We start from the raw sequence: 24615 nt of genomic DNA on the forward strand, positions 1-24615 counted from the left end.
CACCACACCACTGACATTGCCGTATACGTCCGGGAAATCCGCTGGTCAGACGGCTCGTTCCGGGCCTAGGATGACGCGCTCCGGCCCTCTTCGCGGTCACCTCCCCCGGGACCGCCCGACCCCGCGCCGTCGCCCGTCCCCCCACCGACCGGCGCAGCGACGATGGACTCCCAGACCTCACAGCCGTCCCAGGCCTCCCCGTCACCTCATACGTTCCAGGTCGACCTGCGCGGTCTGGTCGACCTCCTCTCCCATCACCTCTACTCCAGCCCCAAGGTCTATCTGCGCGAGCTGCTGCAGAACGCCGTCGACGCGATCACCGCGCGGCGCGCCGAGGATCCGGACGCCCCGGCCACGGTGCGGCTGTACGCCGAGGACGGGACCCTGCGGGTGGAGGACTCCGGTGTCGGGCTCACCGAGTCCGACGTGCACAGTCTGCTGGCGACCATCGGCCGCAGCTCCAAGCGGAACGACGGTCTGGAGTCGGCGCGTTCCGACTTCCTCGGGCAGTTCGGCATCGGGCTGCTGGCGTGTTTCGTGGTCGCCGAGCGGATCCGGGTGGTCAGCCGCAGCGCCCGTACGCCCGGTGCGGCGCCGGTCGAGTGGACGGCGGCCGACGACGGCTCGTACACCGTGCGCACCCTGCCGCAGGAGGCGCGCGCCGAGCCGGGCACGACCGTGCACCTGGTGGCGCGGGCCGGGGCCGGCGAGTGGCTGAGCCCGGAGCGGGTCCGGTCGCTGGCGCGTGACTTCGGGGCGCTGCTGCCGTACGACGTCCGGGTCGGCGACGAGGCGATCGCGGACCTGCCCGCGCCCTGGGACCGGCCCCACCCGAGCCCCTCCGCCCGGCGGGTCGCCCTGGCCCGGCACTGCCGGGAGCAGTTCGGGTTCACTCCGCTGGACTCGATCGACCTGGACGTGCCGCTCGCCGGGATCCGCGGTGTGGCCTATGTCCTGCCGACGGCGGTCTCCCCCGCCCAGCGCGCGAGCCACCGGGTGCACCTGAAGGGGATGCTGCTCACCGAGCGGGCCGAACAGCTCCTGCCGGACTGGGCGTTCTTCGTGCGCTGCGTCCTCGACACGGACAGCCTGCGGCCCACCGCGTCCCGCGAGTCGCTGTACGAGGACGAGACCCTCGCCGCCGTACGGGAGGCGCTCGGCGAGCGCATCCGGTCCTGGCTGACCGGACTCGCCGCGGGTGATCCGGAACGGCTGGCCGCCTTCCTGTCCGTGCACCACCTGGGGGTGAAGTCGCTGGCGCGGCACGACGCCGGGATGCTGCGCACGATGCTGCCGTGGCTGCCCTTCGAGACGACGGACGGACGGCTGTCCCTGGAGGAGTTCGCGCAGCGGCACCCGGTGGTGCACTTCACCCGGACCGTGGAGGAGTACCGGCAGGTAGCGCCGATCGCCTCCGCGCAGGGTGTCGGGGTCGTCAACGGCGGCTACACGTACGACAGCGAGCTGATCGAGGCGCTGCCCGCCGTCCGTCCGGGTACGGCCGTCTCGGAGCTGGACGCGGACACCGTCACGGCCCACCTGGACACGGTCGACCCGGCCGAGGAGCTGGCGCTGGCCGGCTTCCTCGCCGCCGCACGGGCCCGGCTCGACCCGCTGAACTGCGACGTCGTGCTGCGCGCGTTCCACCCGCTGTCGGTGCCCGCGCTGCATCTGGACGACCGGGCGGCCCGCCACGAGCAGGCCCGGGCGGAGGCCGAGGAGCGGGCCGACGACCTGTGGGCGGGCATCCTCGGCTCGCTGCGCGGCAGCGCCCCGCGGGCGCGTCTGGTGCTCAACCATCTCAACCCGCTGATCCGCAGGATCAGTTCGCTCGGCGATCCGGACCTCGTCGGCACGGCCACGGAGTCCCTGTACGGACAGGCCCTGCTGATGGCCCAGCGCCCGCTGCGGCCCGCGGACTCGGCGCTCCTGAACCGCGCCTTCATCGGCCTCCTGGAATGGGCCACCCACACCGACCCCGGAAAGGACGACCGCCGATGACCCCGGCCATGGACTTCGACACGCTGCGCCGGGCGATGGCGGACAACTACGAGCAGCCCGAGGGGCCCGGCCGCAACGCGCGCGCGGAACAACTGCTCGTGGAGGCCGAGGGGCTGGACATCCCGCTCGCCGTGATCGAGGCGCTCGGACACCAGCTCAAGGTCTACAACTACAGCTCCGAGAAGGACAAGATGTTCGTCCCCTTCGCGCGCCTGCTGCGCATGTGGGACGAACACCCCGAGGACTTCGACGAGTTCGAGATCCACTCGCTGCACTGGGTCTTCAAGTGGATGTCGGCCGGCATGCTCGACCAGCCGCACGTCCCGCTCGCCTCCATAGAGAAGTGGCTCGGCGAGATGGAGCAGCGCTACCGCCTCGCCGGTCACTCCGAACGGGCGGTGCGCAGCGCCGAGTTCAGTGTCGCCGCCCATCTGGGCGACCTGGACCGCGCCGACCGGGCGTACGACGCCTGGCTGGCGGCGGACCGTGACGCGATGGCCGACTGCCACGCGTGCGAACTGCACGGGCAGGGCTGGTGGCGCGCGGTGCGCGGCGCGGACGAGGAGGCGCTGGAGCTATGGGCGCCGGTGCTCCGGGGCGAGTACACCTGCGCCCACGAGCCGCACACCGTGCTCGCGTCCTCCCTGCTGCCGCTGCTGCGCCTGGGACGGGTCGAGGAGGCGCGCGCCCATCATCTGCGGGGGTTCCGGCTGGTGCGGGCCATGGAGAGCATGCGCGGCGCGTACGCCGACCATGTGGAGTTCTGCGCCCTGACCGGCAACGAGGCACGCGCCCTGGAGCTGCTGGCGGAGCGGCCGGCCTACTTCACCGACTCCGGGGATCCGCGCAGCAAGCTGGACTTCATGGCGGTCGTGGCGCTCACGGCGGACCGGCTGACCGCGCTCGGGCTCGGCGGGCAGCCGGTACCGGGGCCCGCCGGGCGGGCGTGGACGGCCGTGGAACTCGCGGTGCACGCGCGCGGGGAGGCGCTCGCGCTGGCCGCGCGGTTCGACGACCGCAACGGCACGTCGTACGTCGGGGAGCGGACCCGCGCCCGCATGGACCAGCCGGTGCTCGTCGGCCGGCTGCCGCTGGGCGTCCGGTCCGCGGCGCCGGCACGGGCGGGTGCGCGTCCGCCGGTACCCGATCCCTCGGCCTCGGCCTCGGCCTCGGGGCGGACGGTGGCGGAGGCCGCCGCCCGACCGGGCCCGGACGCGCTGGACACGCTGGAAGCGCTGCTCGCCGAGGCCCGGCGGCTCTCGGCGCTGCGGAACCCGGACGCGGTCGAGGCGTGGGCGGCGGTCTCGCGCGCCGCCGAGGGCCACGAGCTGGAGGTCCGCGACCGCGCGGAGATCGCCGATCACGCGGCGATGGGTCTCGGGCCGGAGGGCGCCGCGCTCTTCCAGCGGGCCGCCGCTCTGTACGCCGAGGCGGGCGACCCCGGTGAGGCGCTGGCGGCCCGTTCCCGCGCCGCGTACGTCCAGGCGCTGTCGGGCGGGTCCGCGCAGTCGCTGGAGGTCGTCACGGAGCTGCGCGCGCGGGCGCTCGCCCTGTTCGCGGAGGGCGGGACACAGGTCTCGCAGACAGCGTCCGTGCTGGTGAGCCGGGCCCGGACGCTGATGCGGCGGGTGGACGAGCTGGAGTCCGACGCGGTGAACGGGCACCCCCTGTCCGCCACCGGCGCCGAGACCGACAACGACACCGACTGGTACTCCGAGGCCGATGTGATGGTCGCCGCGGAGGAGGCCGCGCGGGAGCTGCTGGACCTCGCGGAGCCGCACGCCGGGGACGACGTGGGCCTCGCGTCGCGGGCCGCCGAGGCGTACGCGATGCTCGGGGAGCTCGCCGCCCGCGCCGACGACGCCGAAGGGGCCGCCGGATTCCTCCGGCGCGCCGTCGACGGGTACGTGGCGGCGGGGCTGCCGTGGTTCGCCGTCGAGTACGACTCCCGGCTCGCCGGGATCGCGACGCATCTCGGCGACCTGGAGGCGGCGGAACGGGCGACGCTCGACGCGCTGGACCACGGAGGGTCCCATCTGGAGCCGATGGGCCATGCCCAGCTCCATCTCCGGCTCGCCGAGACACTCGCGGCCACCGGGCGCCTCGGGCCGGCCTCGGAGCACGCCCTGGAGGCCGCGCACTGGGCCGACGAGGCGGGCGAGGCGGCCACGTTCGGGGCCTGGGCGCGTCACCACCTGGGTGATTTCCTGCTGCGGCTCGGCCGGTGGGCGGAGGCCGCCGAGATCCTGGAGTCGGCGCTGCCGGACCTGACCGCCGAGATGCACGGCGAGGGCGCGATCGTGCAGACGCGCTGGTGGCTCGGCGACTGTCTCACCGAGCTCGGCGAACACCGCGAGGCCGCCGGACACTGGCTGCGGGCCGCCGACATCGCCCGGCACTGGCCCGAGCAGCGTGACCACGCGATGCTCGCGAACCTGGCGGCCGAGGCCCTCACGCACGCGGGGCTGGGCGCGCAGGCCGATCAGGCGTACGTCCGTGCGTGCGACCTGTGGCGCGAGCTGGGCGACGTGGACGGGCTCGTCCGCACGCTCCGGGCCCGCGCGTGGGGCGCGGCCCGGCGGGACGGCGGGCTCGGCGAGGCGCGGGAGCTGATGGCGCTGGCGATACGGGAGTGCGAGTCGGCCGCGCGGGCGGGAGCGGGTGCCGGTGGCGATGCCGGAGCCGGAGCCGGAGCCGAAACCGGAACCGGAACCGGAGCCGGAGCCGGAGCCGGAGCCGGAGAGGGTGCCGGAACCGGTGGCGGCGGTGGCGGTGGCGGAGCCGGAGACGGTGGCGGAGCCGGAGACGGTGGCGATGCCGGTGGCGCGGACGGCGGAGCGGACGGCGGAACGGACGCGGGGCTTCGTGCCCTCGCCGAACTCGGGCACACCCACCGTCAGTTCGGCGACCTGTTGGCCCGTTCCGTGGCGGAGGACGCGGAAGAGGCCGTCGTGCGGGAGGTGTTCGAGGAGGCACTCGGGCACATGGTCCGGGCGGTCGGCGTGTTCGGCTCCCTCGGCGACCTCTCGCTCGGTGCCCGCACAGGCGCCGAACTGGCGGCCGGCTGGTTGGAGGCCGACCTGGGTCGGCACGAGGCCGCCTCGGCCCGCGCCCGCACGGTCCTCGCCGCGTGCGCCCGGCTGGACGGGGAGCTCGCCCGGTCCCGGCGGGCGGAGGCCGAGAAGATGGTCACGCTGATGGAGAACGCGGGCTCGGACGGGTCCTAGGGCCGGTCCGGCCGTTCCCGTCGTCGCCGGAACGCCGGACTCTATGGACCGGCGCCGGCGGGATGCGGGTGGTCGGCGGCGCGGATCGTCTCGGCCGCGCGGCGCAGTTCGTCGAGGACCGTGCGTACGGCCTTGCGGGCCGCGCGCTCGGGACGGTGGAGCACGTCGATGCGGCGTACGGCGTGGACCCCGGTCAGGGGTCTGAGGACCAGCGCGGGATGCGGGCGGGTGGTCCAGCGGGGCATCAGGGCGATTCCGCCTCCGGCGGCGACGGTCTCCGCGACCACCGCGAACTCGTTGATGCGGTGGACGATGTCGAGCCGCCGGTTCGCGGCGGTCGCGACGGCGTCGACGGTGGCCATCAGCGGGAACCCGTCGTGCACGGTGATCCAGGGCAGCGCCGCGACGTCGTGCGGCGTCAGGCTCGCCTCGCGGGCCAGCGGGTGGCCGGCCGGCAGCGCGACGTCGAGAGGTTCGCTCAGCAGCGTGGTCGCGGTGACGGTGCGCGGCCAGGGCGGCGTGTGCGCGAGATGGTGGGCGACCACGAGGTCGTAGTCCCGGGTCAGCCGGGGGAAGTGGTCCTGCGCCACGTCCTCGTCGGCGAGCGCGAGCCTCGGCGCCGTCGCGGCCCGGTCGCGCAGCAGGACCGGGAAGAACGTGGCGGCCGCGCTGTGGAAGGCGGCGATGGACACGTCTCCGGCCGGCTCGTCCACGAACTCGTCCACGCAGTGCCGTGCCCTGGCCAGGGCGCTCTCCACCTCGATCGCGGCACCGGCGAGCACCCGTCCGGCGTCGGTTAGCACCAGCCGCCGGCCTTCGCGTTCGGTGAGCGGGACCGGAATAGCGCGTTGCAGCAGGCGCAGGTGCTGCGAGATCGCCGAGGGGGTCATCAGCAGCGCCTCCGCCACGGCGGTGACACTTCCCAGCTCGCCCAGTTCACGCAGGATCCGCAACTGCCGCTCGTTCACCCGTTCATTGTAGTGATGCTTAAAAGACCTTGAAGAACTTCGCTCTGGGCTTCAGGGTCGGAGTGGGGGAGCGTGTGGGCGTGTCCCGAGTCCGCAGCACCGACGCGGTGCTTCTCCTTGTCGCCGTCGTCTGGGGTTCCAGTTATCTGGCCGCCAAGTCCGCCACGTCGGCTCTCCCCGTCCTGCTCGTCCTGTTCGCGCGGTACGGCATCTCGGCCGTGGCCTGTGTCGCGCTCCTCGGCGTCCGCTGCCGGACACGGCGCTGCACCCGCGACGAACTGCGGGTCGGGGCGGTGCTGGGGGTCACCCAGGCGGCCGTCCTGGTCCTGGAGACGTACGGGGTCGCCCACACCAGCGCCGCCAACGCGGGCCTGCTGATCAGCCTCACGATCGTGCTCACCCCGCTGCTGGACCGTACGTCGGGCGGGCCGGGGCTGCCGCCCCGCTATTTCGCCGCGACCGGCCTGTGTCTGCTCGCCGTCGTCCTTCTCGTGTCCGGCAGCGGCTTCCACTCGCCCGGCGGCGGCGACCTGCTGATCCTCGCCGCCGCGCTGGTCCGCGCGGCCCATGTGGCCCTGGTGGGACGGCTCACCGCCTGTCACCCGGTGCGGCCGTTGCAGGTCACGGCCGTGCAGACGCTCGTCGGCGCCGTCCTGTTCGCGGTGCCCGTCGCGGGCACCCTGACGACGCTCGGCGGGGTCGACGCGGGCGGCTGGGCGCGGCTCTGCTATCTCGCCCTGTTCTGCGGCCTGTTCGCCTTCCTCGCGCAGACCTGGGCGGTGCAGCGCAGCTCCGCCAGCCGGGTCAGCCTGCTGCTGGGCACCGAGCCGGTCTGGGCCGTCGCGGTCGGCGTCGTCCTGGGCGGCGAACACCTGACGGCCCTCACCGCTCTGGGCGCCCTGCTCATGGTCGCCGGGACCTACTGGGGGCAGGCGGTCGAACGCGCCCACCGGACGGCCGTGACCCCGGAGGTCCTCCGGCCGGCCGAGGTGCCCGCGAGCGCCTGACCGCCGGCGCCGAGGGCCGCTACTCGACCCCGATCAGCAGCAGCGCGCCCTGGCGTCCGCCCCGGTACACCACGGTGTCCACCGCGAGGTAGGACTCCCGTACCCGTGCCTCCAGGTGCGCGGCGATGCTCTCGGGGGCGTCGTCGCCGAGGACGAGGGTGACCATCTCGCCGCCCGCGGCGAGCATGCGGTCGAGGACGGTCTCCGCCGTGGCGGTGACGTCGGCGCCGATGACGGCGACGTCGCCGTCGATGAGACCGAGGACGTCCCCGGCCTGGCAGATGCCGGCCATCGTCCAGGACTGCCGCTCGGCGACGGCGACTTCGGCGTAGCGGGTGGCGCCCGCGGCGGACGTCATGGCGACGACGTCCTCGTCGAAGCGGCGCTCCGCCTCGTGCACGGCCAGCGCGGCGATGCCCTGCACGGCCGAGCGGGTCGGGATCAGCGCGACCCGGACGCCCTCGGCGCGGGCCTGTTCGGCGGCCGCCGCCGCGGTGTGCCGCAGGTCCGCGTCGTTGGGCAGCAGCACCACCTCGCGCGCGTGGGCCCGGCGTACGGCCTCCACGAGTTCCCCGCTGGCGGGCGGCTCCCCCGGACGCGCGAGCACGGTGGTCGCCCCGGCCTCCGTGTACAGCCCGGCGAGGCCCTCGCCGGGCACGACGGCCACGACGGCTCGCTGTGTCCGCTCCCGGGGCGGTCGTCCCGCCCCCGCGGTGTGGGCGTCGCCGAGCCCGAAGTGGGTGATCCGGATGCGGTGCGGACGCCCCGCCTCGACGCCCGCCTCGACGGCCGCGCCCGCGTCGTCCACGTGCACATGGACGTTCCACAGGCCGTCGCCGCCGACCACGACGAGGGAGTCGCCGAGGCCGTCGAGCCGGTCCCGCAGACGGTCCACGGCGGCGTCCTGCGCCTCCAGGAGGTAGATCACCTCGAAGGCGGGATGACCGCTCTCCGCTCCCCCGTCCCCGCAGGCGGGTGCCGCGTCGGCGCCCTGGCCGTCCGGCCCTCGCGTCGCGGTCCCGGGAGCGGCGTCCGGTGTCCCGGCGGAGCCGGGCAGGTCCGTGGTGCCGGGGACGCGCGTGACACCGGGGGCGGTCCCCTCTCCGGGCCCGTACGGGGCGGCGGAGGCCGTGAACGGCCGCGGCGCCTCTCCCGTGAACGTCTGCACCAGTGCGGCGAGCACCGCCACCAGTCCCCGCCCGCCCGCGTCGACCACACCGGCGTGCTCCAGGACGGCGAGCTGTCCGGTGGTGGCGGAGAGCGCGGTGCCGGCGCCCGCGTAGGCCGCGAGCGCGACGGCGCCGCAGTCCCCCTCCATGCCCGAGGCGGCGTCGGCGGCGGCCGAGGCGACACTGAGGACCGTGCCCTCGACGGGGTGTGCGACGGCCCCGCGGGCGGAGTCGGCCGCGTTGCTCAGGGCCAGGCACAGGCCCCGGCCGTCTGTGTGAGCGGTCTCACCGTCGGCCGCGAGCACCTGGGCCATGCCCCGCAGGAGCTGCGCGAGGATGGTCCCGGAGTTGCCCCGGGCCCCGATCAGGGCCCCGTGCGCCATGGCCCTGATGGCGTCGGCGAGGGAGACCTCACGATCTCCGTCGGCGAGGGAGCCCTCACGGTCTTCACCGGCCCCGGCCCCCGCGGCCCCGGTCCCTCCCGCGGCCCCTGACCTCTCCCCGGTCCCGGTCCCCGCCGCGGCCACGGGCCCCCGCGCCGTCCCGGGCGCCGGTGCGGCCACCGCCTCGTGGGCCGCGAACACCGCCTCGACCGCCGCCGCGGCCGACTCCAGGGTCAGATACAGGTTCGTCCCGGTGTCCCCGTCGGCGACCGGGTAGACATTGATCGCGTCGATCTCCTCGCGCGCGCGGCCGAGGGCCTCCAGCGCGAGCCCGCACCAGGTGCGCACCGCGAGAGCATCGAATGTCTGCGGCACCTGCGGCACCTGGCCTCCTTGAGCTGCTGGACGTGGGAGGCAGCGTAGTCCCAGAAGGGGTTACTGCCGGTAGAGGGCCCCGGCCCCCGCGGGTGGGCCGTCAACCGGCAGGTCATGGTAGTTTCGTTCTCCGGACGCAGTCGTTGTATGCTGCTCCAGTTGCCCGATCCGATCGGGCCATCCCCCTGGCAGCGCCCCTCAGATCCTAGATCTTGATCCTCGGCATGCCGGGATCAACCGTAAGTGCATCTGAAGTCTTTGGAGTGACCCGTGGCTGCCAACTGCGACGTCTGCGGCAAGGGGCCGGGCTTCGGCAACAACATCTCGCACTCGCACCGCCGTACACCGCGTCGCTGGAACCCCAACATCCAGCGCGTCCGTACCGTGGTGGGCGGGACGCCGAAGCGCGTGAACGCTTGCACCTCGTGCATCAAGGCCGGCAAGGTCACGCGCTGACAACCGCTAGCGCGCGGCCACTGCTGGTTCGCTTGCACTGAACCCGTCCACCTCACGGTGGGCGGGTTTTTTGCTGCCCGCGTGCCACGGGTGGCGCCCCCGGCGTCCGAGGTGTGCACCCCGGACGCCGGAAGCCTCAGGACTCGATGTCCCCGAAGTGGTCCCAGCCGCCCTTGCTCGTCCAGGGAGCGCCGTCCACGGTCACCCGCGGCAGGGCCGACGGGTTGAGCACCTCGCCGATCACCTTCCAGCGCGCGGGCAGCTTCACGTCCGGCGGGAAGGTGGCGACGATCGCGTGGTCCTCGCCACCGGTGAGCACCCACTGGATGGGGTCGACGCCGACGGCCTGGCCAATGTCGTTCATCTGCGAGGGGATGTCGATGTCGCCGGAGCGGATGTCGATGCGCACCTTGCTCGCCTCGGCGATGTGCCCGAGGTCGGCGATCAGGCCGTCGCTGACGTCCGTCATCGAGGTCGCGCCGAGCCCGGCGGCGGCCGGACCGGCGTGGTACGGCGGTTCGGGCCGGCGGTGGGCCTCGACGAACGCGCGCGGCGAACGGAAGCCCCGGGAGAGCACCGCGAACCCGGCCGCGGACCAGCCCAGCCAGCCCGTCACGGCGACGACGTCACCGGGCTGCGCGCCGGCCCGGGTGACCGGCTCGTGGTTGCGCAGATCGCCGAGCGCCGTGATGGCGACGGTGATGGTCTCGCCCCGTACGACATCCCCGCCGACCACGGCCGCCCCCGCGACCTGGCACTCGTCGCGCAGCCCGTCCATCAGCTCCGAGGGCCAGGTGGCCGGGAGTTCGGCGGGCACGACCAGGCCGAGCAGCAGCGCGGTCGGCACGGCACCCATCGCGGCGATGTCCGCGAGGTTCTGCGCGGCGGCCTTGCGGCCGACGTCGTACGCCGTGGACCAGTCGCGGCGGAAGTGACGTCCTTCGAGGAGGATGTCGGTGCTCGCCACGACCCTGCGGTCCGGCGCTGCCACCACCGCGGCGTCGTCGCCGGGGCCGACCCGGACCGCCGGGGTGGTGGTGAGGCGCGAGGTGAGCTCTCGGATGAGCCCGAACTCCCCCAACTCGCCCACGGTGCCCTTCATGATCGTCGTGCTCCCTCTGTCGCTGCTCGTGCCCGGTCGCGAGCCGTCTGAGTACTCGGTACGGTCGAGTTGACCGTCAACTTGCGCAGTCCCTCCACCCCGGCGCGCGAGCCCCAGTCACCGCGGGTCTCCCCGCGGCGCGCGGCAACGCGATACCGTGGCGTTCCTTTTCCCCACATGATCCTCGTGGCCGCCCTGGAGGTTCCGTGGTACAGGCGTACATCCTGATCCAGACGGAGGTCGGCAAAGCGTCGACCGTCGCCGAGACGATCAGCAAGATCCCGGGGGTGATCCAGGCCGAGGACGTGACCGGACCGTACGACGTGATCGTGCGGGCCCAGGCCGACACCGTGGACGAACTCGGTCGCATGGTGGTGGCCAAGGTCCAGCAGGTGGACGGCATCACCCGCACCCTGACCTGTCCGGTCGTGCACCTGTAGCCCCCGTCTACCCTTGGCCGGTGAACTTCTTCCGTCACCGGCACGCCGCTTCCCCCGGGCTGCCCGTTCTCGCGGCGCTGATCGCGATCGCGGGCTGCTCCTCAGCAGACGACAGCGCGTCCGTCGCGGTTCCGAGTCCGGACACTAAGGTCACCGGGCTGTGCCAGAACCTGGACAAGGCGCTGCCGCGGACCGTGGACGGCCGTCACCGTGAGGACCCTGAGCCCCGGTCCGCGCTGACCGCGGGCTGGGGAAGCCCGGCGATCATACTGCGCTGCGGTGTCGAGCGGCCGCCGAAGATGACCGACCCCAAGGTGGCGGCGGGCGACGACCCGAAGGCCGTGGCCGGCGGAGTGAACGGCGTCGACTGGCTGATGGAGCAGCAGGACGACGGGACGACCCGTCTCACCACCGCTTCGCGTCTGGCCTACGTCCAGGTCACCGTGCCGAAGGGCGCCGACGCCTCCGGTGTGCTCGTCGACCTGGCCCCCTCCGTCAAGAAGGCGATCCCCGAAGGGATCGCCGACTGACGTCCTGGTCCCGCGGGCCGCTCAGCGCAGCCCGGTGGACCGCCGCAGTGCCGCCTGGATCAGACGGTCGACGAGCTCCGCGTAGCCGACGCCCGTCTCCCGCCACATCCGCGGGTACATGGAGATCGGCGTGAAGCCCGGCATGGTGTTGATCTCGTTGATGACGAACTCGCCGTCCTCGGTGAGGAAGAAGTCCGCGCGGACCAGACCCTCGCAGGAGGCCGCCTCGAAGGCCTCGACGGCCAGCCGGCGGACCTCGGCTGTCTGCTCCTCGGTGAGCGGCGCCGGCACGATCCCGTCGGCGGCGTCGATGTACTTGGCCTCGAAGTCGTAGAACGCGTGCGACTGCACGGGCGGGATCTCGGCGGGGACCGAGGCGCGCGGCCCGTCCTCGAACTCCAGGACCCCGCACTCGATCTCGCGGCCGCGCAGCAGCGCCTCGACGATGATCTTCGGGTCGTGGCGCTGGGCCTCCGCGATGGCGTCGTCGAGGCCCGCGAGGTCGTCGACCTTCGTGATGCCGAACGACGAACCCGCGCGCGCGGGCTTCACGAAGAGCGGCCAGCCGTGCTCGCCCGCGAAGTCGACGATCTTCTTGCGGGCGGCGGACTCGTCCTGCTGCCACTCGCGCGGCCGGATCACCACGTACGGGCCCACCTTCAGGCCGAACGAGGTGAACACCCGCTTCATGTAGTCCTTGTCCTGGCCGACGGCCGAGGCGAGGACGCCCGAGCCGACGTAGGGGACGCCGGACAGCTCCAGGAGGCCCTGGAGGGTGCCGTCCTCGCCGTACGGGCCGTGCAGCATCGGGAAGACGACGTCGACCTCGCCGAGCGCCTTGGGGACCGACCCGGGCTCGTTGTAGACGACTTCGCGGTTGGCCGGGTCGACGGGGAGCACCACGCCGCCCTCACCGGACTCGGCGAGCTGCTCGACGCTCGGCTGCTTGCGGTCGACGATCGCCATGCGTTCCGGCTCGTCCGCGGTGAGCGCCCAACGGCCGTCCTGGGTGATGCCGATCGGCAGTACGTCGTATTTCGTACGGTCGATGGCGCTCAGGACGGCGCCGGCGGTGACCACGGAGATCCCGTGTTCGGAGCTGCGGCCGCCGAAGACGACGGCCACGCGCGGCTTGCGCGTCGGCCGCTCAGGGCTCTGGGGGAGGTTCTCGGTGCTCATATCGCGTTGAGAGTACCCGGTGGTACGGCGGTGAGTCAGCGCCCCACGGCGGCTGTTGCTCAGCGTCGTACCCACCGTCGCGGAGCGTCGCCCACCTGGCGGTTCGCCGGGTGGCTCAGCGGCGTTCGGACTTCGCGCTGCGCCCCATCAGCTCCTTGAGGGCGACCACCGGCGGCTTGCCCTCGTGGACGATGCTGACGACCGTCTCGGTGATCGGCATGTCGACGCCGTGCCGGCGCGCCAGATCCAGCACCGACTCACAGGACTTGACTCCCTCGGCGGTCTGTCGGGTGACCGCGATGGTCTCCTGGAGGGTCATGCCCCGGCCGAGGTTGATGCCGAAGGTGTGGTTGCGGGACAGCGGCGAGGAGCAGGTCGCGGCGAGGTCGCCGAGGCCCGCGAGGCCGGAGAACGTCATCGGGTCCGCGCCCATGACGAGTCCGAGCCGGGTGGTCTCGGCCAGGCCGCGGGTGATCAGCGAGCCCTTGGCGTTGTCGCCCAGGCCCATGCCGTCCGCGATGCCGACGGCGAGGCCGATCACGTTCTTGACGGCTCCGCCGAGTTCACAGCCCACCACGTCGGTGTTGGTGTAGGGGCGGAAGTACGGCGTGTGGCAGGCGGTCTGGATGCGCCGGGCCACCGCCTCGTCGCGGCAGGCGACGACCGCCGCCGCGGGCATCCGCTGGGCGATCTCCTTGGCGAGGTTGGGTCCGGTGACCACGGCCACGCGGTCCGCGGAGACCTTGGCGACCTCCTCGATGACCTCGCTCATCCGCTTCACGGTGCCGAGTTCGACGCCCTTCATGAGGGAGACGAGCACGGTGTCGGGGGCGAGCAGCGGCACCCAGTCCGCGAGGTTGCCGCGCAGGGTCTGGGAGGGCACCGCGAGGACGGTGAAGTCGGCGTCGCGGGCGGCCTCGGCCGGGTCGGCGGTGGCCCGCAGGTTCTCCGGGAGTTCGATCCCCGGGAGGTAGTCCGGGTTCATCCGCGTGGAGTTGACCGCGTCGGCGAGTCCGGGACGGCGTGCCCACAGGGTGACGTCGCACCCCGCGTCGGCGAGCACCATGCCGAAGGCCGTACCCCACGATCCGGTCCCGAAGACGGCCGCCCTGACCGGCTTGCTCACGTGCCCTGCCCTTCTTCCTGCTGTGCCTTCGACTTGGCCGCGGCCTTGCGGCGCTGCGCGATGCGCACCTCGCGCGGGTCGTACACGTTCTCGGGCGCCTTCTCGCCGCGGATCAGCTCGAGCTGCGCGGTGATGGCGGCCATGATGACCTCGGTGACCTCCTTGAGGAGGTCCGGGTTCATCTCCCGGTCGTAGAAGCGCGAGAGGTCCACCGGCGGGCCCGCGAGCACGTGGTGGGTCTTGCGCGGGAGGATGTCGGGCTTCTTGGCGTACGGGGGCAGCAGTTCGTTGGCGCCCCACTGGGCCACCGGGATGACCGGGCACCTGGTCTGCAGGGCGACGCGCGCCGCACCGGTCTTACCGGTCATCGGCCAGCCGTCGGGGTCACGGGTGAGCGTGCCCTCGGGGTAGAACGCGACGCACTCGCCGCGTTCCACGGCGTCGATCGCGGCCCGGAAGGCGCTCAGGGCGTCGGTGCTCTCGCGGTAGACGGGAATCTGTCCGGTGCCGCGCATCGCGGCGCCGACGAATCCCTTCTTGAAAAGTCCGGCCTTCGCCAGGAACCGGGGAACACGTCCGGTGTTGTACTGGTAGTGCGCATACGCGAACGGGTCCACGTGGGAATTGTGGTTCACCGCGGTGATAAATCCGCCCTCGGCCGGAATGTTCTCCATCCCACGCCAGTCCCGCTTGATCAGAACCACGAGCGGCGGTTTGCAGAGAACCGCTGCGAAGCGGTACCAGAAGCCGATTCTGCGGCGGGGCACGCGGACACCTTCCTCTAGAGCCTGGGGGGCCGCACAAGTGTCGCTCCAGGCCGCCTGTCTGTCGAGAACACCGTACGCCCCGACACCCGGACCGCCAGGGTGACCAGGTCACAATAAGGCGTGACCGGAGAGGGTGGAGTGTTCGTGCGGTGGACCTTGGTCGTACCCCTCAAACCCCTGGCGCGTGCCAAGAGCAGGCTTGCGGACACCGCTTCCGACGTACTGCGCCCGGGCCTCGCGCTCGCGTTCGCGCAGGACACGGTGGCGGCGGCGCTGGCCTGCGCGGCGGTGCGGGATGTGGCGGTCGTCACGGGTGACGCGGTGGCCGGCAGGGAGCTGGCCGCGCTCGGCGCGCGGATCGTCGCGGACGAGCCGGGCGGGGGTCTCAACGCGGCGCTGGCGCACGGCGCGGGTGTCGTGCGGGCCCGGGATCCCGAAAGCGCCGTCGCCGCCCTGAACGCCGATCTGCCCGCTCTGCGGCCTTCGGAATTGGCCCGGGTCCTGGCCGCCGCGAGTGAATTCCCGCGCGCTTTTCTGGCCGATGCTGCTGCAATCGGCACCACGCTCCTGGCCGCGTCCCCGGGCCGGGAATTGCTCCCCGCTTTCGGTGGTGATTCCCGGGCCCGCCATCGCGCCTCGGGGGCGGCGGAACTCCGTCTCGACGCGGTGGATTCCGTACGGCGGGACGTGGACACCCGGGAGGATCTGCGGGCGGCGCTGACGCTCGGGGTGGGACCGCGCACGGCGGCCGCGGCGGCGCGGCTGCTCATTCCCGGGCAGTGAGGGACGCCGGGCGGCCGGTCCGCGCGCGGCGCCCCCGGCGGCGGGATCAGTAGGCTGCCCCCATGCAGGCGACCTCGTACACGTACGACCCCGAGACCCGCAGCGGACAGGTGCTGCTCGACGACGGCACCCCGGTGCCCTTCGACGGTCCGGCGTTCGACGCCGGCGGGCTGCGGCTGCTGCGGCCGGGACAGCGGGTGCGGATCGAGACCGAGGGCGCGGGCGCGGAGCTCCGGATCACCCTGATCACGCTGCAGACGTTCTGAACCCTCGCGGCGCGGGCGTCACGGACCCCCGCGGCGCGGGCGTCACGGACACGCCGCGGGCCGGGCTCCCTCGGGGAGCCCGGCCCGGCGCGTGAGGTGCCCTGTACCCGTCTCTAGCGGGCGGTGGCCTTCTTGGCGGTGGTCTTGCGGGCGGTCGACTTCTTGGCGGGGGCCTTCTTGGCCGTGGCCTTCTTCGCCGGAGCCTTCTTGGCGGCGGTCTTCTTGGCCGCGGTCGTCTTCGCCGTGGTCTTCTTGGCGGCGGTCGTCTTCGCCGTCGTCTTCTTCGCCGTGGTCTTCTTCGCGGCGGCCGTGGTCTTCTTCGCCGTGGTCTTCTTCGCCACGGCCTTGCTCGCCGCCGCCTTCTTGGCGGTGGTGGCCTTCTTGGCCGCGGCCTTCTTCACCGTCGCGGAAGCGCCGCCGGAGAGGCTGCCCTTCGGGGCCTTCTTGACCGCCACGTCGTTCTTCGGGAGCTTCTTCGAGCCGCTCACCAGGTCCTTGAAGCCCTGGCCGGCACGGAACCGCGGCACGGACGTCTTCTTGACCCGAACACGCTCACCCGTCTGAGGGTTGCGGGCGTAACGGGCGGGACGGTCGACCTTCTCGAAGGAACCGAAGCCCGTGACCGAGACCCGGTCTCCGCCGACAACCGCACGGACGATGGCGTCCAGTACCGCGTCGACCGCGTCGGCGGCCTGCTGACGCCCGCCGACCTTGTCGGCAATCGCTTCTACGAGCTGCGCCTTGTTCACGTCTTCCCCTTCGGAGACATTGCCCGAACGAATGCGTTCAAGCTTTTTCGCACGTTAGGCAGATATATACCGCAAATCAAACACGAAACGGGCTAATCACCCTTGTGCCGCAACGAACTCGGGCCGCAGCGCAGTTCGTCAGTGATCCCCTTCGAGGAATCGGCCCTCGTCGAGGTCGCTGGTGAACCGCTCCAGCCGCCTTGCCGCGTCGGCGAGATCATGTTTGGCCGCGGCCGTAATGACCAGCAGCTTCCGGGTCAGCGCCATCCGTACGCCCTCCGGGACTTGCAGTGCGCGCACTGTTGTGTGCGCTTCCTTGAGTTGGGCCGCGACCGCCATGTAGAGCTCGAGTTGGCCGTCACGTTCCATGCACAGATTGTGCCATCTGGGGCGAGTTGTCGCCTGCGCAGGGGGTAACTGCCGCCCCCCGGCAGCCTCCTGACCCCCTTGGCCGGAAGTCGCCCAGGTAGCCGCCTACCCAGACAACCCGCCTTGTAACTAAGGGAGTTGACCGCCCTCGTGGGGGCCCGCGGGGGCCGTCCGGAGGCGGAAACGGCTGTACCCCCAACCGTCCACGATTGGGGGTACAGAGGGGTGTTGCGTGGCTGAAATGAGTCGGGCCGGGCCGTGGCCCGGCCCGGGGGTCAGACCTGGAGCGTCTTCGGCTTGTGCGAGGGCCGCTTGGCCTCGTACGCCGCGATGTCGCCCTCGTTCTGGAGGGTGATGGAGATGTCGTCCAGCCCGTTCAGCAGCCGCCAGCGGGCGTTCTCGTCGAGCTCGAAGGCGGCGGTGACGCCCTCGGCGCGCACCTCGCGGGCCTCCAGGTCGACCGTGATCTCCGCCTGCGGGTCCCGCTCGGACAGCTCCTGCAGGGCGTCCACGATCTTCTGGTCCAGAACCACCGTGAGCAGGCCGTTCTTGAGCGAGTTGCCGCGGAAGATGTCGGCGAACCGGGAGGAGATGACGGCCTTGAAGCCGTAGTTCTGCAGCGCCCAGACGGCGTGCTCGCGGGAGGAGCCCGTACCGAAGTCGGGGCCCGCGACCAGAACCGTGGCGCCCTGGCGCTCCGGCTGGTTGAGGACGAAGGAGGCGTCCTTGCGCCAGGCCTCGAAGAGACCGTCCTCGAAGCCGTCCCGGGTCACCTTCTTGAGCCAGTGCGCGGGGATGATCTGGTCGGTGTCGACGTTGCTGCGGCGCAGCGGGACGGCCCGGCCGGTGTGCTTGGTGAATGCTTCCATGACTCTCAGACTCCAGCGGGCACGGGGGCGTCGGACAGGTCGGCCGGGGAGGCCAGGTGGCCGAGGACCGCCGAGGCGGCGGCGACCTGCGGGGAGACCAGGTGCGTACGGCCGCCCTTGCCCTGCCTGCCCTCGAAGTTGCGGTTGGAGGTGGACGCGGAGCGCTCACCGGGGGCGAGCTGGTCGGGGTTCATGCCCAGACACATCGAGCAGCCCGCGTGCCGCCATTCGGCGCCGGCCTCCTTGAAGACCACGTCCAGGCCCTCGGAGACGGCCTGGAGTCCGACCCGCGCGGAACCGGGGACGACCAGCATCCGTACGCCGTCGGCGACTTTGCGGCCCTCGACGATCGCGGCGGCCGCGCGCAGGTCCTCGATGCGGCCGTTGGTGCACGAACCTACGAAGACGGTGTCGACCTTGATGTCGCGCAGCGGCTGTCCGGCGGTCAACCCCATGTATTCCAGGGCCTTTTCGGCTGCCAGGCGCTCCGAAGCGTCTTCGTACGAAGCCGGGTCGGGGACGTTCGCCGAAAGCGGCGCTCCCTGGCCGGGGTTGGTGCCCCAGGTGACGAACGGCGACAGGGAGGCGGCGTCGATGACGACCTCCGTGTCGAATGCGGCGTCGTCGTCGGACTTCAGCGTCTTCCAGTACGCGACGGCGGCGTCCCAGTCCTCACCCTCGGGCGCGTGGGCGCGGCCCTTGAGGTAGGCGAAGGTCGTCTCGTCGGGGGCGATCATGCCCGCGCGGGCGCCGGCCTCGATCGACATGTTGCAGATGGTCATGCGGGCCTCCATCGAGAGCTTCTCGATGGCGGAGCCGCGGTATTCCAGGATGTAGCCCTGGCCGCCGCCCGTACCGATCTTGGCGATGATCGCCAGGATCAGGTCCTTCGCGGTGACGCCGTCGGGCAGCTCGCCCTCGACGGTGATGGCCATGGTCTTGGGCCGGGCCAGCGGCAGCGTCTGGGTGGCCAGCACGTGCTCCACCTGAGAGGTGCCGATGCCGAACGCCAGGGCGCCGAACGCGCCGTGCGTGGAGGTGTGCGAGTCGCCGCAGACCACCGTGGTGCCCGGCTGGGTCAGACCGAGCTGCGGCCCCACCACGTGCACCACGCCCTGCTCGACGTCGCCCAGGGAGTGCAGCCGCACGCCGAACTCGGCGGCGTTCTTGCGCAGCGTCTCGAGCTGGACGCGCGAGACCGGGTCCGCGATGGGCTTGTCGATGTCGAGGGTCGGGGTGTTGTGATCCTCGGTCGCGATGGTGAGGTCGAGGCGCCGCACCGGACGGCCCGCCTGGCGCAGGCCGTCGAAGGCCTGCGGGCTGGTCACCTCGTGCAGCAGGTGCAGATCGATGAAGAGGAGGTCGGGCTCGCCCTCGGCGCGCCGGACGACGTGGTCGTCCCAGACCTTCTCCGCGAGTGTCCTACCCATCGCTTTCCCTCCGGCCGGCTCGTGTGGCGCCGGCCCAACTAGAGATTTCCGGGGCGGTGGACGTCCGCACCCCTAGTGCCGGACGTCGTCCGCCGGACCCGTTGGTCCGCGGGCCGCTGTGCCTACCAGGGTGGCGCGTTTCACCGGAAATTGAACTTGCGTTTCACAGAGTGAGACGCGAGTATCGTTTCATGGACAACAGTAGCGGCGTCGGCGTTCTGGACAAGGCAGCCCTTGTCCTGAGCGCTCTGGAGTCCGGTCCGGCCACCCTCGCAGGCTTGGTCGCGGCGACCGGACTGGCACGACCCACGGCACATCGCCTCGCCGTGGCACTTGAACACCACCGCATGGTGGCGCGCGACATGCAGGGCCGTTTCATCCTCGGGCCCCGGCTCGCCGAGCTGGCCGCGGCCGCCGGCGAGGACCGCCTCCTCGCGACGGCGGGCCCGGTGCTCACCCACCTCCGGGACATCACGGGCGAGAGCGCGCAGCTCTACCGCCGCCAGGGCGACATGCGCATCTGCGTCGCCGCGGCCGAGCGGCTGTCCGGTCTGCGGGACACGGTGCCGGTGGGCTCCACCCTCACCATGAAGGCCGGTTCCTCCGCCCAGATCCTGATGGCCTGGGAGGAGCCGGAGCGGCTGCACCGCGGCCTCCAGGGCGCCCGCTTCACCGCCACCGCGCTGTCGGGGGTACGGCGCCGGGGCTGGGCCCAGTCGATCGGCGAGCGCGAGCCGGGCGTGGCGTCCGTCTCCGCGCCGGTCCGCGGCCCCTCGAACCGCGTCGTGGCCGCCGTCTCGGTCTCCGGGCCGATCGAGCGCCTGACCCGGCACCCGGGCCGCATGCACGCCCAGGCCGTCATCGACGCCGCCGGACGTCTCTCCGAGGCCCTGCGCCGCACGGGCTGACCTCCGCTCCGCTCCCGCGTGCGACGGGAGAGCCGGCCTCAACGCCGCGGCAGGCTCTCCCCGATGCACACCGTCCCGTACACGGGGTGTACCGGCCCTCGGGCCCGGTGCACCCCGTGCCTCGTCTCCGGGGTGATCCAACTCATGGCGAGGTGGCACGAGTTGATCGCCGAACGCCGAAAGGGCCCCCACCGAAGTGGAGACCCTTGCGGACCGTGTACCCCCGACCGGATTCGAACCGGCGCTACCGCCTTGAGAGGGCGGCGTGCTAGGCCGCTACACAACGGGGGCCTGAATCCTGCGTTTCCGCAGATTCGGAGCTGGGCTACCAGGACTCGAACCTAGAATGACGGTACCAGAAACCGTAGTGTTGCCAATTACACCATAGCCCATGGTGGTTTAGACCATTGGTCGAGACCAGTTGGTCAGTACCCCCGACCGGATTCGAACCGGCGCTACCGCCTTGAGAGGGCGGCGTGCTAGGCCGCTACACAACGGGGGCCCTAGCGATCCTGCATGAGGGGCAGCGGGTGCGACCCGAACTGCCTCCCTGGGAAGGATCTGTACCCCCGACCGGATTCGAACCGGCGCTACTGCCGTGAGAGGGCAGCGTGCTAGGCCGCTACACAACGGGGGCTTTGCGGATCTGGATCTCCGCGGTGCAGATGAGCTCTGCGAGCTGGCCTACCTGGACTCGAACCAAGACTAACGGAACCAGAAACCGTCGTGCTGCCAATTACACCATAGGCCACTGAAACTCAACCCCGCGTGGGGATCTTGTTTTAGCGAGCGCCTCCGAGCTCCGGCCTTTCGGCCCGCTCCCGGCGGCGCAGAAAGAACATTACCCGAAGGTGGACGGCGCTCCAAAACGGGTATCGGCGGCGAGGATCGCGGGCAACTCGGCGAGCGATCCGATCCGATGCGGACCCCTTCGTCCGGCGGTGCCGGCGGCACCGGCGCCGCCGCGGTCGATCCACACCGAGAGCAGACCGGCGTCGGCGGCGCCGCGTCCGTCGATCTCCGGATGGTCCCCGACGTAGGCGACGCGGCCGGGCGGCAGCCCGAGGGCGTCGCAGGCCGCGTGGAAGGCGGCCGCCGCGGGTTTGGAGACGCCGAGCTCGGCGGCGCACAGGATGGCCTCGAAGCGGTCGTGCACACCGAGGACGCGCAGCTTGCGGTCCTGCACGAGGAGGCTGGAGTTGGACAGCACCGCGTGCCGGTGGCCGGAGGCGAGCGCGTCGAGGGCGGGCAGGACGTCGGGGAACAGCGCCCAGGCGCCCTCGTAGTGCGTGATGTACCGGTCGAACCACGCGTCGGCCTCGGTGTCGCTCAGCGACTCCCCCAGGAACACCCGGACGCGGTCCCGCCGCTGGCCCTGCCAGTCCGTCTCACCGGCCGCGTACCTCGCCCACTGGGCGTCGGTGATCTCCCGCCAGCGCGTGAGGGCCTGTTCGACGCTCGTACCGCCGTCGAGCAGTCCCTCGGCCGCGAGATGGTCCCGCATGCCCGCCCTGTCGGCGCTCGTGTAGTCGAAGAGCGTGTCGTCGATGTCCCAGACCACGGCGTCGATGCCCATGGCCCGACGGTATCGCCGGGGACGGGCGGCTGTCCCGCGGGCGGCGGTCATCCGCGACGGCGAGGACCGGAACCCCCGCCGTGACGACCACCACGTGGCACCGGTCCGTGTGACGACGGCCACCCGGCGGCGGTTCACGCGGCGACCGCGCCCGGCCCGGGTCCGCGTGACGACCGTCACCGGGCGCCGGCCCGATCACGACCGCCTTGGCGCCGGTCCGGACATGCGTGAGGGGCGGCACCCGGACCGGGTGCCGCCCCTCTTCCGCCCTCTGCCCGTCAGGGCTGGGCGGCCAGCTTCGCCAGGGCCGCGTCGACGCGTGCCAGCGTCTTCTCCTTGCCCAGGATCTCCAGGGACTCGAAGAGCGGCAGGCCGACCGTGCGGCCGGTGACGGCGACACGGACCGGGGCCTGGGCCTTGCCGAGCTTCAGGCCGTGCTCCTCACCGGCGGCCAGGACGGCCTCCTTGAGGGACTCCGGAGAGGTCCAGTCGGCCGCCTCCAGCTTCTCGCGGGCCGTACGGAGCAGGGCGTCGCTGCCCTCCTTCATGGCCTTCGTCCAGGACGCCTCGTCGACGGCCGGCTCCGGCAGGAACAGGAAGTCGACGTTGTCCGTGATCTCGGAGAGCACCTTCATCCGCGACTGGGCGTGCGGGGCGATCGCCTGCCACTTCGCCTCGTCGAAGTCCTCCGGCGCCCAGGGGGCGAACGGGGCGCGCAGCCACGGGGCGCAGCGCTCGGTGAAGTCCTTCACGTCGAGCATGCGGATGTGGTCGGCGTTGATCGCCTCGCACTTCTTCAGGTCGAAGCGGGCCGGGTTCGGGTTCACGTCGGTGACGTCGAACGCGGCGACCATCTCGTCGATGGAGAAGATGTCGCGGTCGGCGGCGAGCGACCAGCCGAGCAGCGAGAGGTAGTTCAGCAGGCCCTCGGGGAGGAAGCCGCGCTCGCGGTAGAGGTTGAGCGAGGACTCCGGGTCGCGCTTGGAGAGCTTCTTGTTGCCCTCGCCCATCACGTACGGGAGGTGGCCGAAGGCCGGGGTCTCCTTGGCGATGCCCAGCTCGGTCAGCGCCTTGTAGAGGGCGATCTGCCGGGGGGTGGAGGAGAGCAGGTCCTCGCCGCGCAGGACGTGGGTGATCTCCATCAGGGCGTCGTCGACGGGGTTGACGAGCGTGTACAGCGGCGCGCCGTTGGCGCGGACGATGCCGTAGTCCGGGACGTTCTCCGGGAGGTAGGTGATCTCGCCGCGGACCAGGTCCTCGAAGGTGATCGCCTCGTCGGGCATCCGGAAGCGGACGATGGGCTTGCGGCCCTCGGCCTCGTAGGCGGCCTTCTGCTCGGCGGACAGGTCGCGGCAGTGGCCGTCGTAGCCGGAGGGCTTGCCGGCGGCGCGGGCGGCGTCGCGGCGGGTGTCCAGCTCCTCGGTGGAGCAGTAGCAGTGGTACGCGTGGCCCGCGTCCAGGAGCTTGGCGGCGACGTCCGCGTACAGGTCCATGCGCTGCGACTGGCGGTACGGCGCGTGCGGGCCGCCGATCTCGGGGCCCTCGTCCCAGTCGAAGCCCAGCCAGCGCATCGCGTCGAGGAGCTGCTCGTACGACTCCTCGGAGTCGCGGGCCGCGTCGGTGTCCTCGATGCGGAAGACCAGGGTGCCCTCGTTGTGCCGGGCGAACGCCCAGTTGAACAGGGCGGTGCGGACCAGCCCGACGTGGGGGTTGCCGGTCGGGGAGGGACAGAAACGTACACGGACGTTAGCCACGCTTGATCACCTTGTTGGTGAGAGTGCCGATGCCTTCGATGGTGACGGCGACCTCGTCGCCGACGTTCAGGGGGCCGACCCCAGCCGGGGTGCCGGTGAGGATCACGTCGCCGGGGAGCAGCGTCATGGCCTCGGTGATGTTGACGATCAGGTCCTCGATGGAGTGGATCATCTCGCTGGTGCGGCCGAGCTGGCGCTGCTGGCCGTTGACCGTGCACTGGATCGTCAGGTCGGCGGGGTCGAGGTCCGTCTCCACCCAGGGGCCGAGCGGGCAGGAGCTGTCGAAGCCCTTGGCGCGGGCCCACTGCTTCTCGCGCTTCTGCACGTCGCGGGCCGTGACGTCGTTGGCGCAGGTGTAGCCGAGGATGACGTCCTTCACGCGCTCGCGCGGGACCTCGCGGCACATGCGGCCGATGACGACGGCGAGCTCGGCCTCGTGGTGCAGCTCGCTGGAGAACGAGGGGTACTGGATCGGGTCGCCGGGGCCGATCACCGAGGTCGACGGCTTGAAGAAGGCGAACGGGGCCTCGGGCACCTCGTTGCCGAGCTCCTTGGCGTGCTCCGCGTAGTTGCGGCCGTAGGCCACGACCTTGTTCGGGAGCACCGGCGGCAGCAGCCGGACCTTGTTCAGCGGGACCTTCGTACCGGAGAGCTCGAAGTCCGCGAACGGGATGCCCTTGATGATGTCGAGGACGAGCTCGTCCGGCTTGTCGCCCTCGACCGCGCCGAAAGCGACGTTGCCGTCGATGGAGAATCTGGCGATGCGCACGGGATCCTTGCGCCCCTCACTGAGCTGGCTGGAGTCTGACGCTCCAGGCTAACGCGGCAAGGGCTGCCGACTTCGCGTATATCCGCCGGGGTGGTGAGCGGCGGGGCGCCGGTCCGGGGGCCGGACGGCGGCTTCCTCGGCCAGGGGCGGCCGTCCCCGACCGGCCGGGCCGCGCGGGGCGCGGCCCTCGGCCGGTCACCGGGTCACTCCGCGGCGGCGACCGCGACCGGGGCGTCCATCAGGACGGTGCGGCGGGGGTTGGCCGTCTGCAGCGGGAGGACGACGGCGTGCTCCGGCAGCTCCGGCGTGCGCAGGGCGTCGGCGTCCTCGAGGTGCGCCAGCGTCGTGCGCCGCGGGTTGGCAATGTTGCGGAACATCATCGTCGTCTTCACCGTTTTGCTCGACCTTGTCG

The 24615-nt window shown here is 72.1% G+C and carries 23 protein-coding genes and 5 tRNA genes; 9 read left to right on the top strand and 19 right to left on the bottom strand.

Going from position 1 to position 24615, the window contains the following annotated elements; translation table 11 throughout:
- Nucleotides 1-162: 162 nt before the first annotated feature.
- Together ACFRIC_RS27655 and ACFRIC_RS27660 are read left to right on the top strand one after the other, a co-directional pair.
- Complete coding sequence (locus ACFRIC_RS27655) at nt 163-2001, top strand: HSP90 family protein (RefSeq protein ID WP_382790877.1); 1839 nt, start codon at nt 163-165, stop codon at nt 1999-2001.
- Nucleotides 1998-5228, top strand: a complete 3231-nt coding sequence (locus tag ACFRIC_RS27660) for a tetratricopeptide repeat protein (RefSeq protein ID WP_382790879.1) — start codon at nt 1998-2000, stop codon at nt 5226-5228. Before ACFRIC_RS27655 ends, ACFRIC_RS27660 begins: the two co-directional genes overlap by 4 nt.
- A 41-nt stretch (nt 5229-5269) precedes the next feature.
- On the opposite strand, the gene ACFRIC_RS27665 is transcribed toward ACFRIC_RS27660, so the two are convergent.
- The gene (locus ACFRIC_RS27665) at nt 5270-6196 is read right to left on the bottom strand and encodes a LysR family transcriptional regulator (protein ID WP_382790882.1); all 927 of its coding nucleotides are present in this window, start codon (nt 6194-6196) and stop codon (nt 5270-5272) included.
- Nucleotides 6197-6276: 80 nt separating this feature from the next.
- Between ACFRIC_RS27665 and ACFRIC_RS27670 the strand changes: the two genes are divergently transcribed.
- A complete protein-coding gene (locus ACFRIC_RS27670; protein ID WP_382790884.1) occupies nt 6277-7203 on the top strand; it encodes a DMT family transporter in 927 nt (308 codons plus the stop codon).
- A 19-nt stretch (nt 7204-7222) separates the two neighbouring features.
- On the opposite strand, the gene ACFRIC_RS27675 is transcribed toward ACFRIC_RS27670, so the two are convergent.
- Complete coding sequence (locus ACFRIC_RS27675; RefSeq protein WP_382790886.1) at nt 7223-9139, bottom strand: DAK2 domain-containing protein; 1917 nt, start codon at nt 9137-9139, stop codon at nt 7223-7225.
- Between the two features lie 261 nt (nt 9140-9400).
- On the opposite strand from ACFRIC_RS27675, the gene rpmB reads away from it, so the two are divergent.
- Entirely contained in the window at nt 9401-9586 is a 186-nt protein-coding gene (gene rpmB / locus ACFRIC_RS27680; RefSeq protein ID WP_037625034.1) for a 50S ribosomal protein L28, read from the top strand.
- Between the two features lie 136 nt (nt 9587-9722).
- On the opposite strand, the gene ACFRIC_RS27685 is transcribed toward rpmB, so the two are convergent.
- Nucleotides 9723-10688, bottom strand: coding sequence for a thiamine-phosphate kinase (locus tag ACFRIC_RS27685; protein ID WP_382790889.1), 966 nt, complete (start codon nt 10686-10688; stop codon nt 9723-9725).
- A gap of 206 nt (nt 10689-10894) precedes the next feature.
- Between ACFRIC_RS27685 and ACFRIC_RS27690 the strand changes: the two genes are divergently transcribed.
- Nucleotides 10895-11128, top strand: a complete 234-nt coding sequence (locus ACFRIC_RS27690; RefSeq protein WP_028802415.1) for an Lrp/AsnC family transcriptional regulator — start codon at nt 10895-10897, stop codon at nt 11126-11128.
- Between the two features lie 20 nt (nt 11129-11148).
- A complete protein-coding gene (locus ACFRIC_RS27695) occupies nt 11149-11658 on the top strand; it encodes a DUF3515 domain-containing protein (RefSeq protein WP_382790892.1) in 510 nt (169 codons plus the stop codon).
- Nucleotides 11659-11679: 21 nt separating this feature from the next.
- Here the strand turns inward: ACFRIC_RS27695 and ACFRIC_RS27700 are convergent, their stop codons facing one another.
- The 3 genes from ACFRIC_RS27700 to ACFRIC_RS27710 all read right to left on the bottom strand — a co-directional run bounded on the left by ACFRIC_RS27700 (nt 11680) and on the right by ACFRIC_RS27710 (nt 14730).
- Complete coding sequence (locus ACFRIC_RS27700; protein ID WP_382790896.1) at nt 11680-12837, bottom strand: D-alanine--D-alanine ligase family protein; 1158 nt, start codon at nt 12835-12837, stop codon at nt 11680-11682.
- Between the two features lie 115 nt (nt 12838-12952).
- The gene (locus ACFRIC_RS27705) at nt 12953-13963 is read right to left on the bottom strand and encodes an NAD(P)H-dependent glycerol-3-phosphate dehydrogenase (RefSeq protein ID WP_382790899.1); all 1011 of its coding nucleotides are present in this window, start codon (nt 13961-13963) and stop codon (nt 12953-12955) included.
- On the bottom strand, nt 13960-14730 hold the full coding sequence (locus ACFRIC_RS27710; RefSeq protein ID WP_382790902.1) for a lysophospholipid acyltransferase family protein: 771 nt from the start codon (nt 14728-14730) through the stop codon (nt 13960-13962). Before ACFRIC_RS27710 ends, ACFRIC_RS27705 begins: the two co-directional genes overlap by 4 nt.
- 144 nt (nt 14731-14874) lie before the next feature.
- On the opposite strand from ACFRIC_RS27710, the gene cofC reads away from it, so the two are divergent.
- Both cofC and ACFRIC_RS27720 read left to right on the top strand, forming a co-directional pair.
- A complete protein-coding gene (gene cofC / locus ACFRIC_RS27715; RefSeq protein ID WP_382790905.1) occupies nt 14875-15513 on the top strand; it encodes a 2-phospho-L-lactate guanylyltransferase in 639 nt (212 codons plus the stop codon).
- Between the two features lie 62 nt (nt 15514-15575).
- Entirely contained in the window at nt 15576-15779 is a 204-nt protein-coding gene (locus tag ACFRIC_RS27720; RefSeq protein WP_355766608.1) for a hypothetical protein, read from the top strand.
- 113 nt (nt 15780-15892) lie between these two features.
- On the opposite strand, the gene ACFRIC_RS27725 is transcribed toward ACFRIC_RS27720, so the two are convergent.
- From ACFRIC_RS27725 to leuC, 4 genes are all read right to left on the bottom strand, one after another.
- Nucleotides 15893-16528 (bottom strand): HU family DNA-binding protein, encoded by a 636-nt coding sequence (locus ACFRIC_RS27725; RefSeq protein WP_382790908.1) that lies wholly within the window; start codon nt 16526-16528, stop codon nt 15893-15895.
- A 138-nt stretch (nt 16529-16666) separates the two neighbouring features.
- A complete protein-coding gene (locus tag ACFRIC_RS27730) occupies nt 16667-16897 on the bottom strand; it encodes a hypothetical protein (protein WP_355766602.1) in 231 nt (76 codons plus the stop codon).
- Nucleotides 16898-17172: 275 nt separating this feature from the next.
- Nucleotides 17173-17766 carry a 3-isopropylmalate dehydratase small subunit gene (gene leuD, locus ACFRIC_RS27735; protein WP_382790910.1) on the bottom strand — a complete coding sequence of 198 codons (594 nt, stop codon included), beginning with the start codon at nt 17764-17766 and terminating at the stop codon, nt 17173-17175.
- Nucleotides 17767-17771: 5 nt separating this feature from the next.
- A complete protein-coding gene (gene leuC / locus ACFRIC_RS27740) occupies nt 17772-19196 on the bottom strand; it encodes a 3-isopropylmalate dehydratase large subunit (RefSeq protein WP_382790914.1) in 1425 nt (474 codons plus the stop codon).
- A gap of 191 nt (nt 19197-19387) precedes the next feature.
- On the opposite strand from leuC, the gene ndgR reads away from it, so the two are divergent.
- Entirely contained in the window at nt 19388-20104 is a 717-nt protein-coding gene (ndgR, locus tag ACFRIC_RS27745) for an IclR family transcriptional regulator NdgR (protein ID WP_028806673.1), read from the top strand.
- Nucleotides 20105-20322: 218 nt separating this feature from the next.
- Here ndgR and ACFRIC_RS27750 read toward each other — a convergent pair.
- The 9 genes from ACFRIC_RS27750 to ACFRIC_RS27790 all read right to left on the bottom strand — a co-directional run bounded on the left by ACFRIC_RS27750 (nt 20323) and on the right by ACFRIC_RS27790 (nt 24595).
- Nucleotides 20323-20395, bottom strand: a tRNA-Glu gene (locus tag ACFRIC_RS27750).
- Between the two features lie 29 nt (nt 20396-20424).
- Nucleotides 20425-20496 (bottom strand) — tRNA-Gln (locus tag ACFRIC_RS27755).
- Nucleotides 20497-20533: 37 nt separating this feature from the next.
- Nucleotides 20534-20606 (bottom strand) — tRNA-Glu (locus ACFRIC_RS27760).
- 62 nt (nt 20607-20668) lie between these two features.
- Nucleotides 20669-20741, bottom strand: a tRNA-Glu gene (locus ACFRIC_RS27765).
- Nucleotides 20742-20783: 42 nt separating this feature from the next.
- Nucleotides 20784-20855: transfer RNA gene (locus tag ACFRIC_RS27770), tRNA-Gln, on the bottom strand.
- A 90-nt stretch (nt 20856-20945) separates the two neighbouring features.
- Nucleotides 20946-21680 carry an HAD family hydrolase gene (locus tag ACFRIC_RS27775; RefSeq protein ID WP_382790916.1) on the bottom strand — a complete coding sequence of 245 codons (735 nt, stop codon included), beginning with the start codon at nt 21678-21680 and terminating at the stop codon, nt 20946-20948.
- A 278-nt stretch (nt 21681-21958) separates the two neighbouring features.
- Nucleotides 21959-23434, bottom strand: coding sequence for a glutamate--tRNA ligase (gene gltX, locus ACFRIC_RS27780; protein WP_382790919.1), 1476 nt, complete (start codon nt 23432-23434; stop codon nt 21959-21961).
- Complete coding sequence (locus ACFRIC_RS27785; protein WP_382790922.1) at nt 23427-24203, bottom strand: fumarylacetoacetate hydrolase family protein; 777 nt, start codon at nt 24201-24203, stop codon at nt 23427-23429. Before ACFRIC_RS27785 ends, gltX begins: the two co-directional genes overlap by 8 nt.
- Nucleotides 24204-24406: 203 nt before the next feature.
- Nucleotides 24407-24595, bottom strand: a complete 189-nt coding sequence (locus tag ACFRIC_RS27790; RefSeq protein ID WP_361683213.1) for a hypothetical protein — start codon at nt 24593-24595, stop codon at nt 24407-24409.
- Nucleotides 24596-24615 lie beyond the last annotated feature (20 nt).

The sequence above is a fragment of the Streptomyces sp. NPDC056738 genome (assembly GCF_042790435.1).
Classification (GTDB): Bacteria; Actinomycetota; Actinomycetes; order Streptomycetales; family Streptomycetaceae; genus Streptomyces.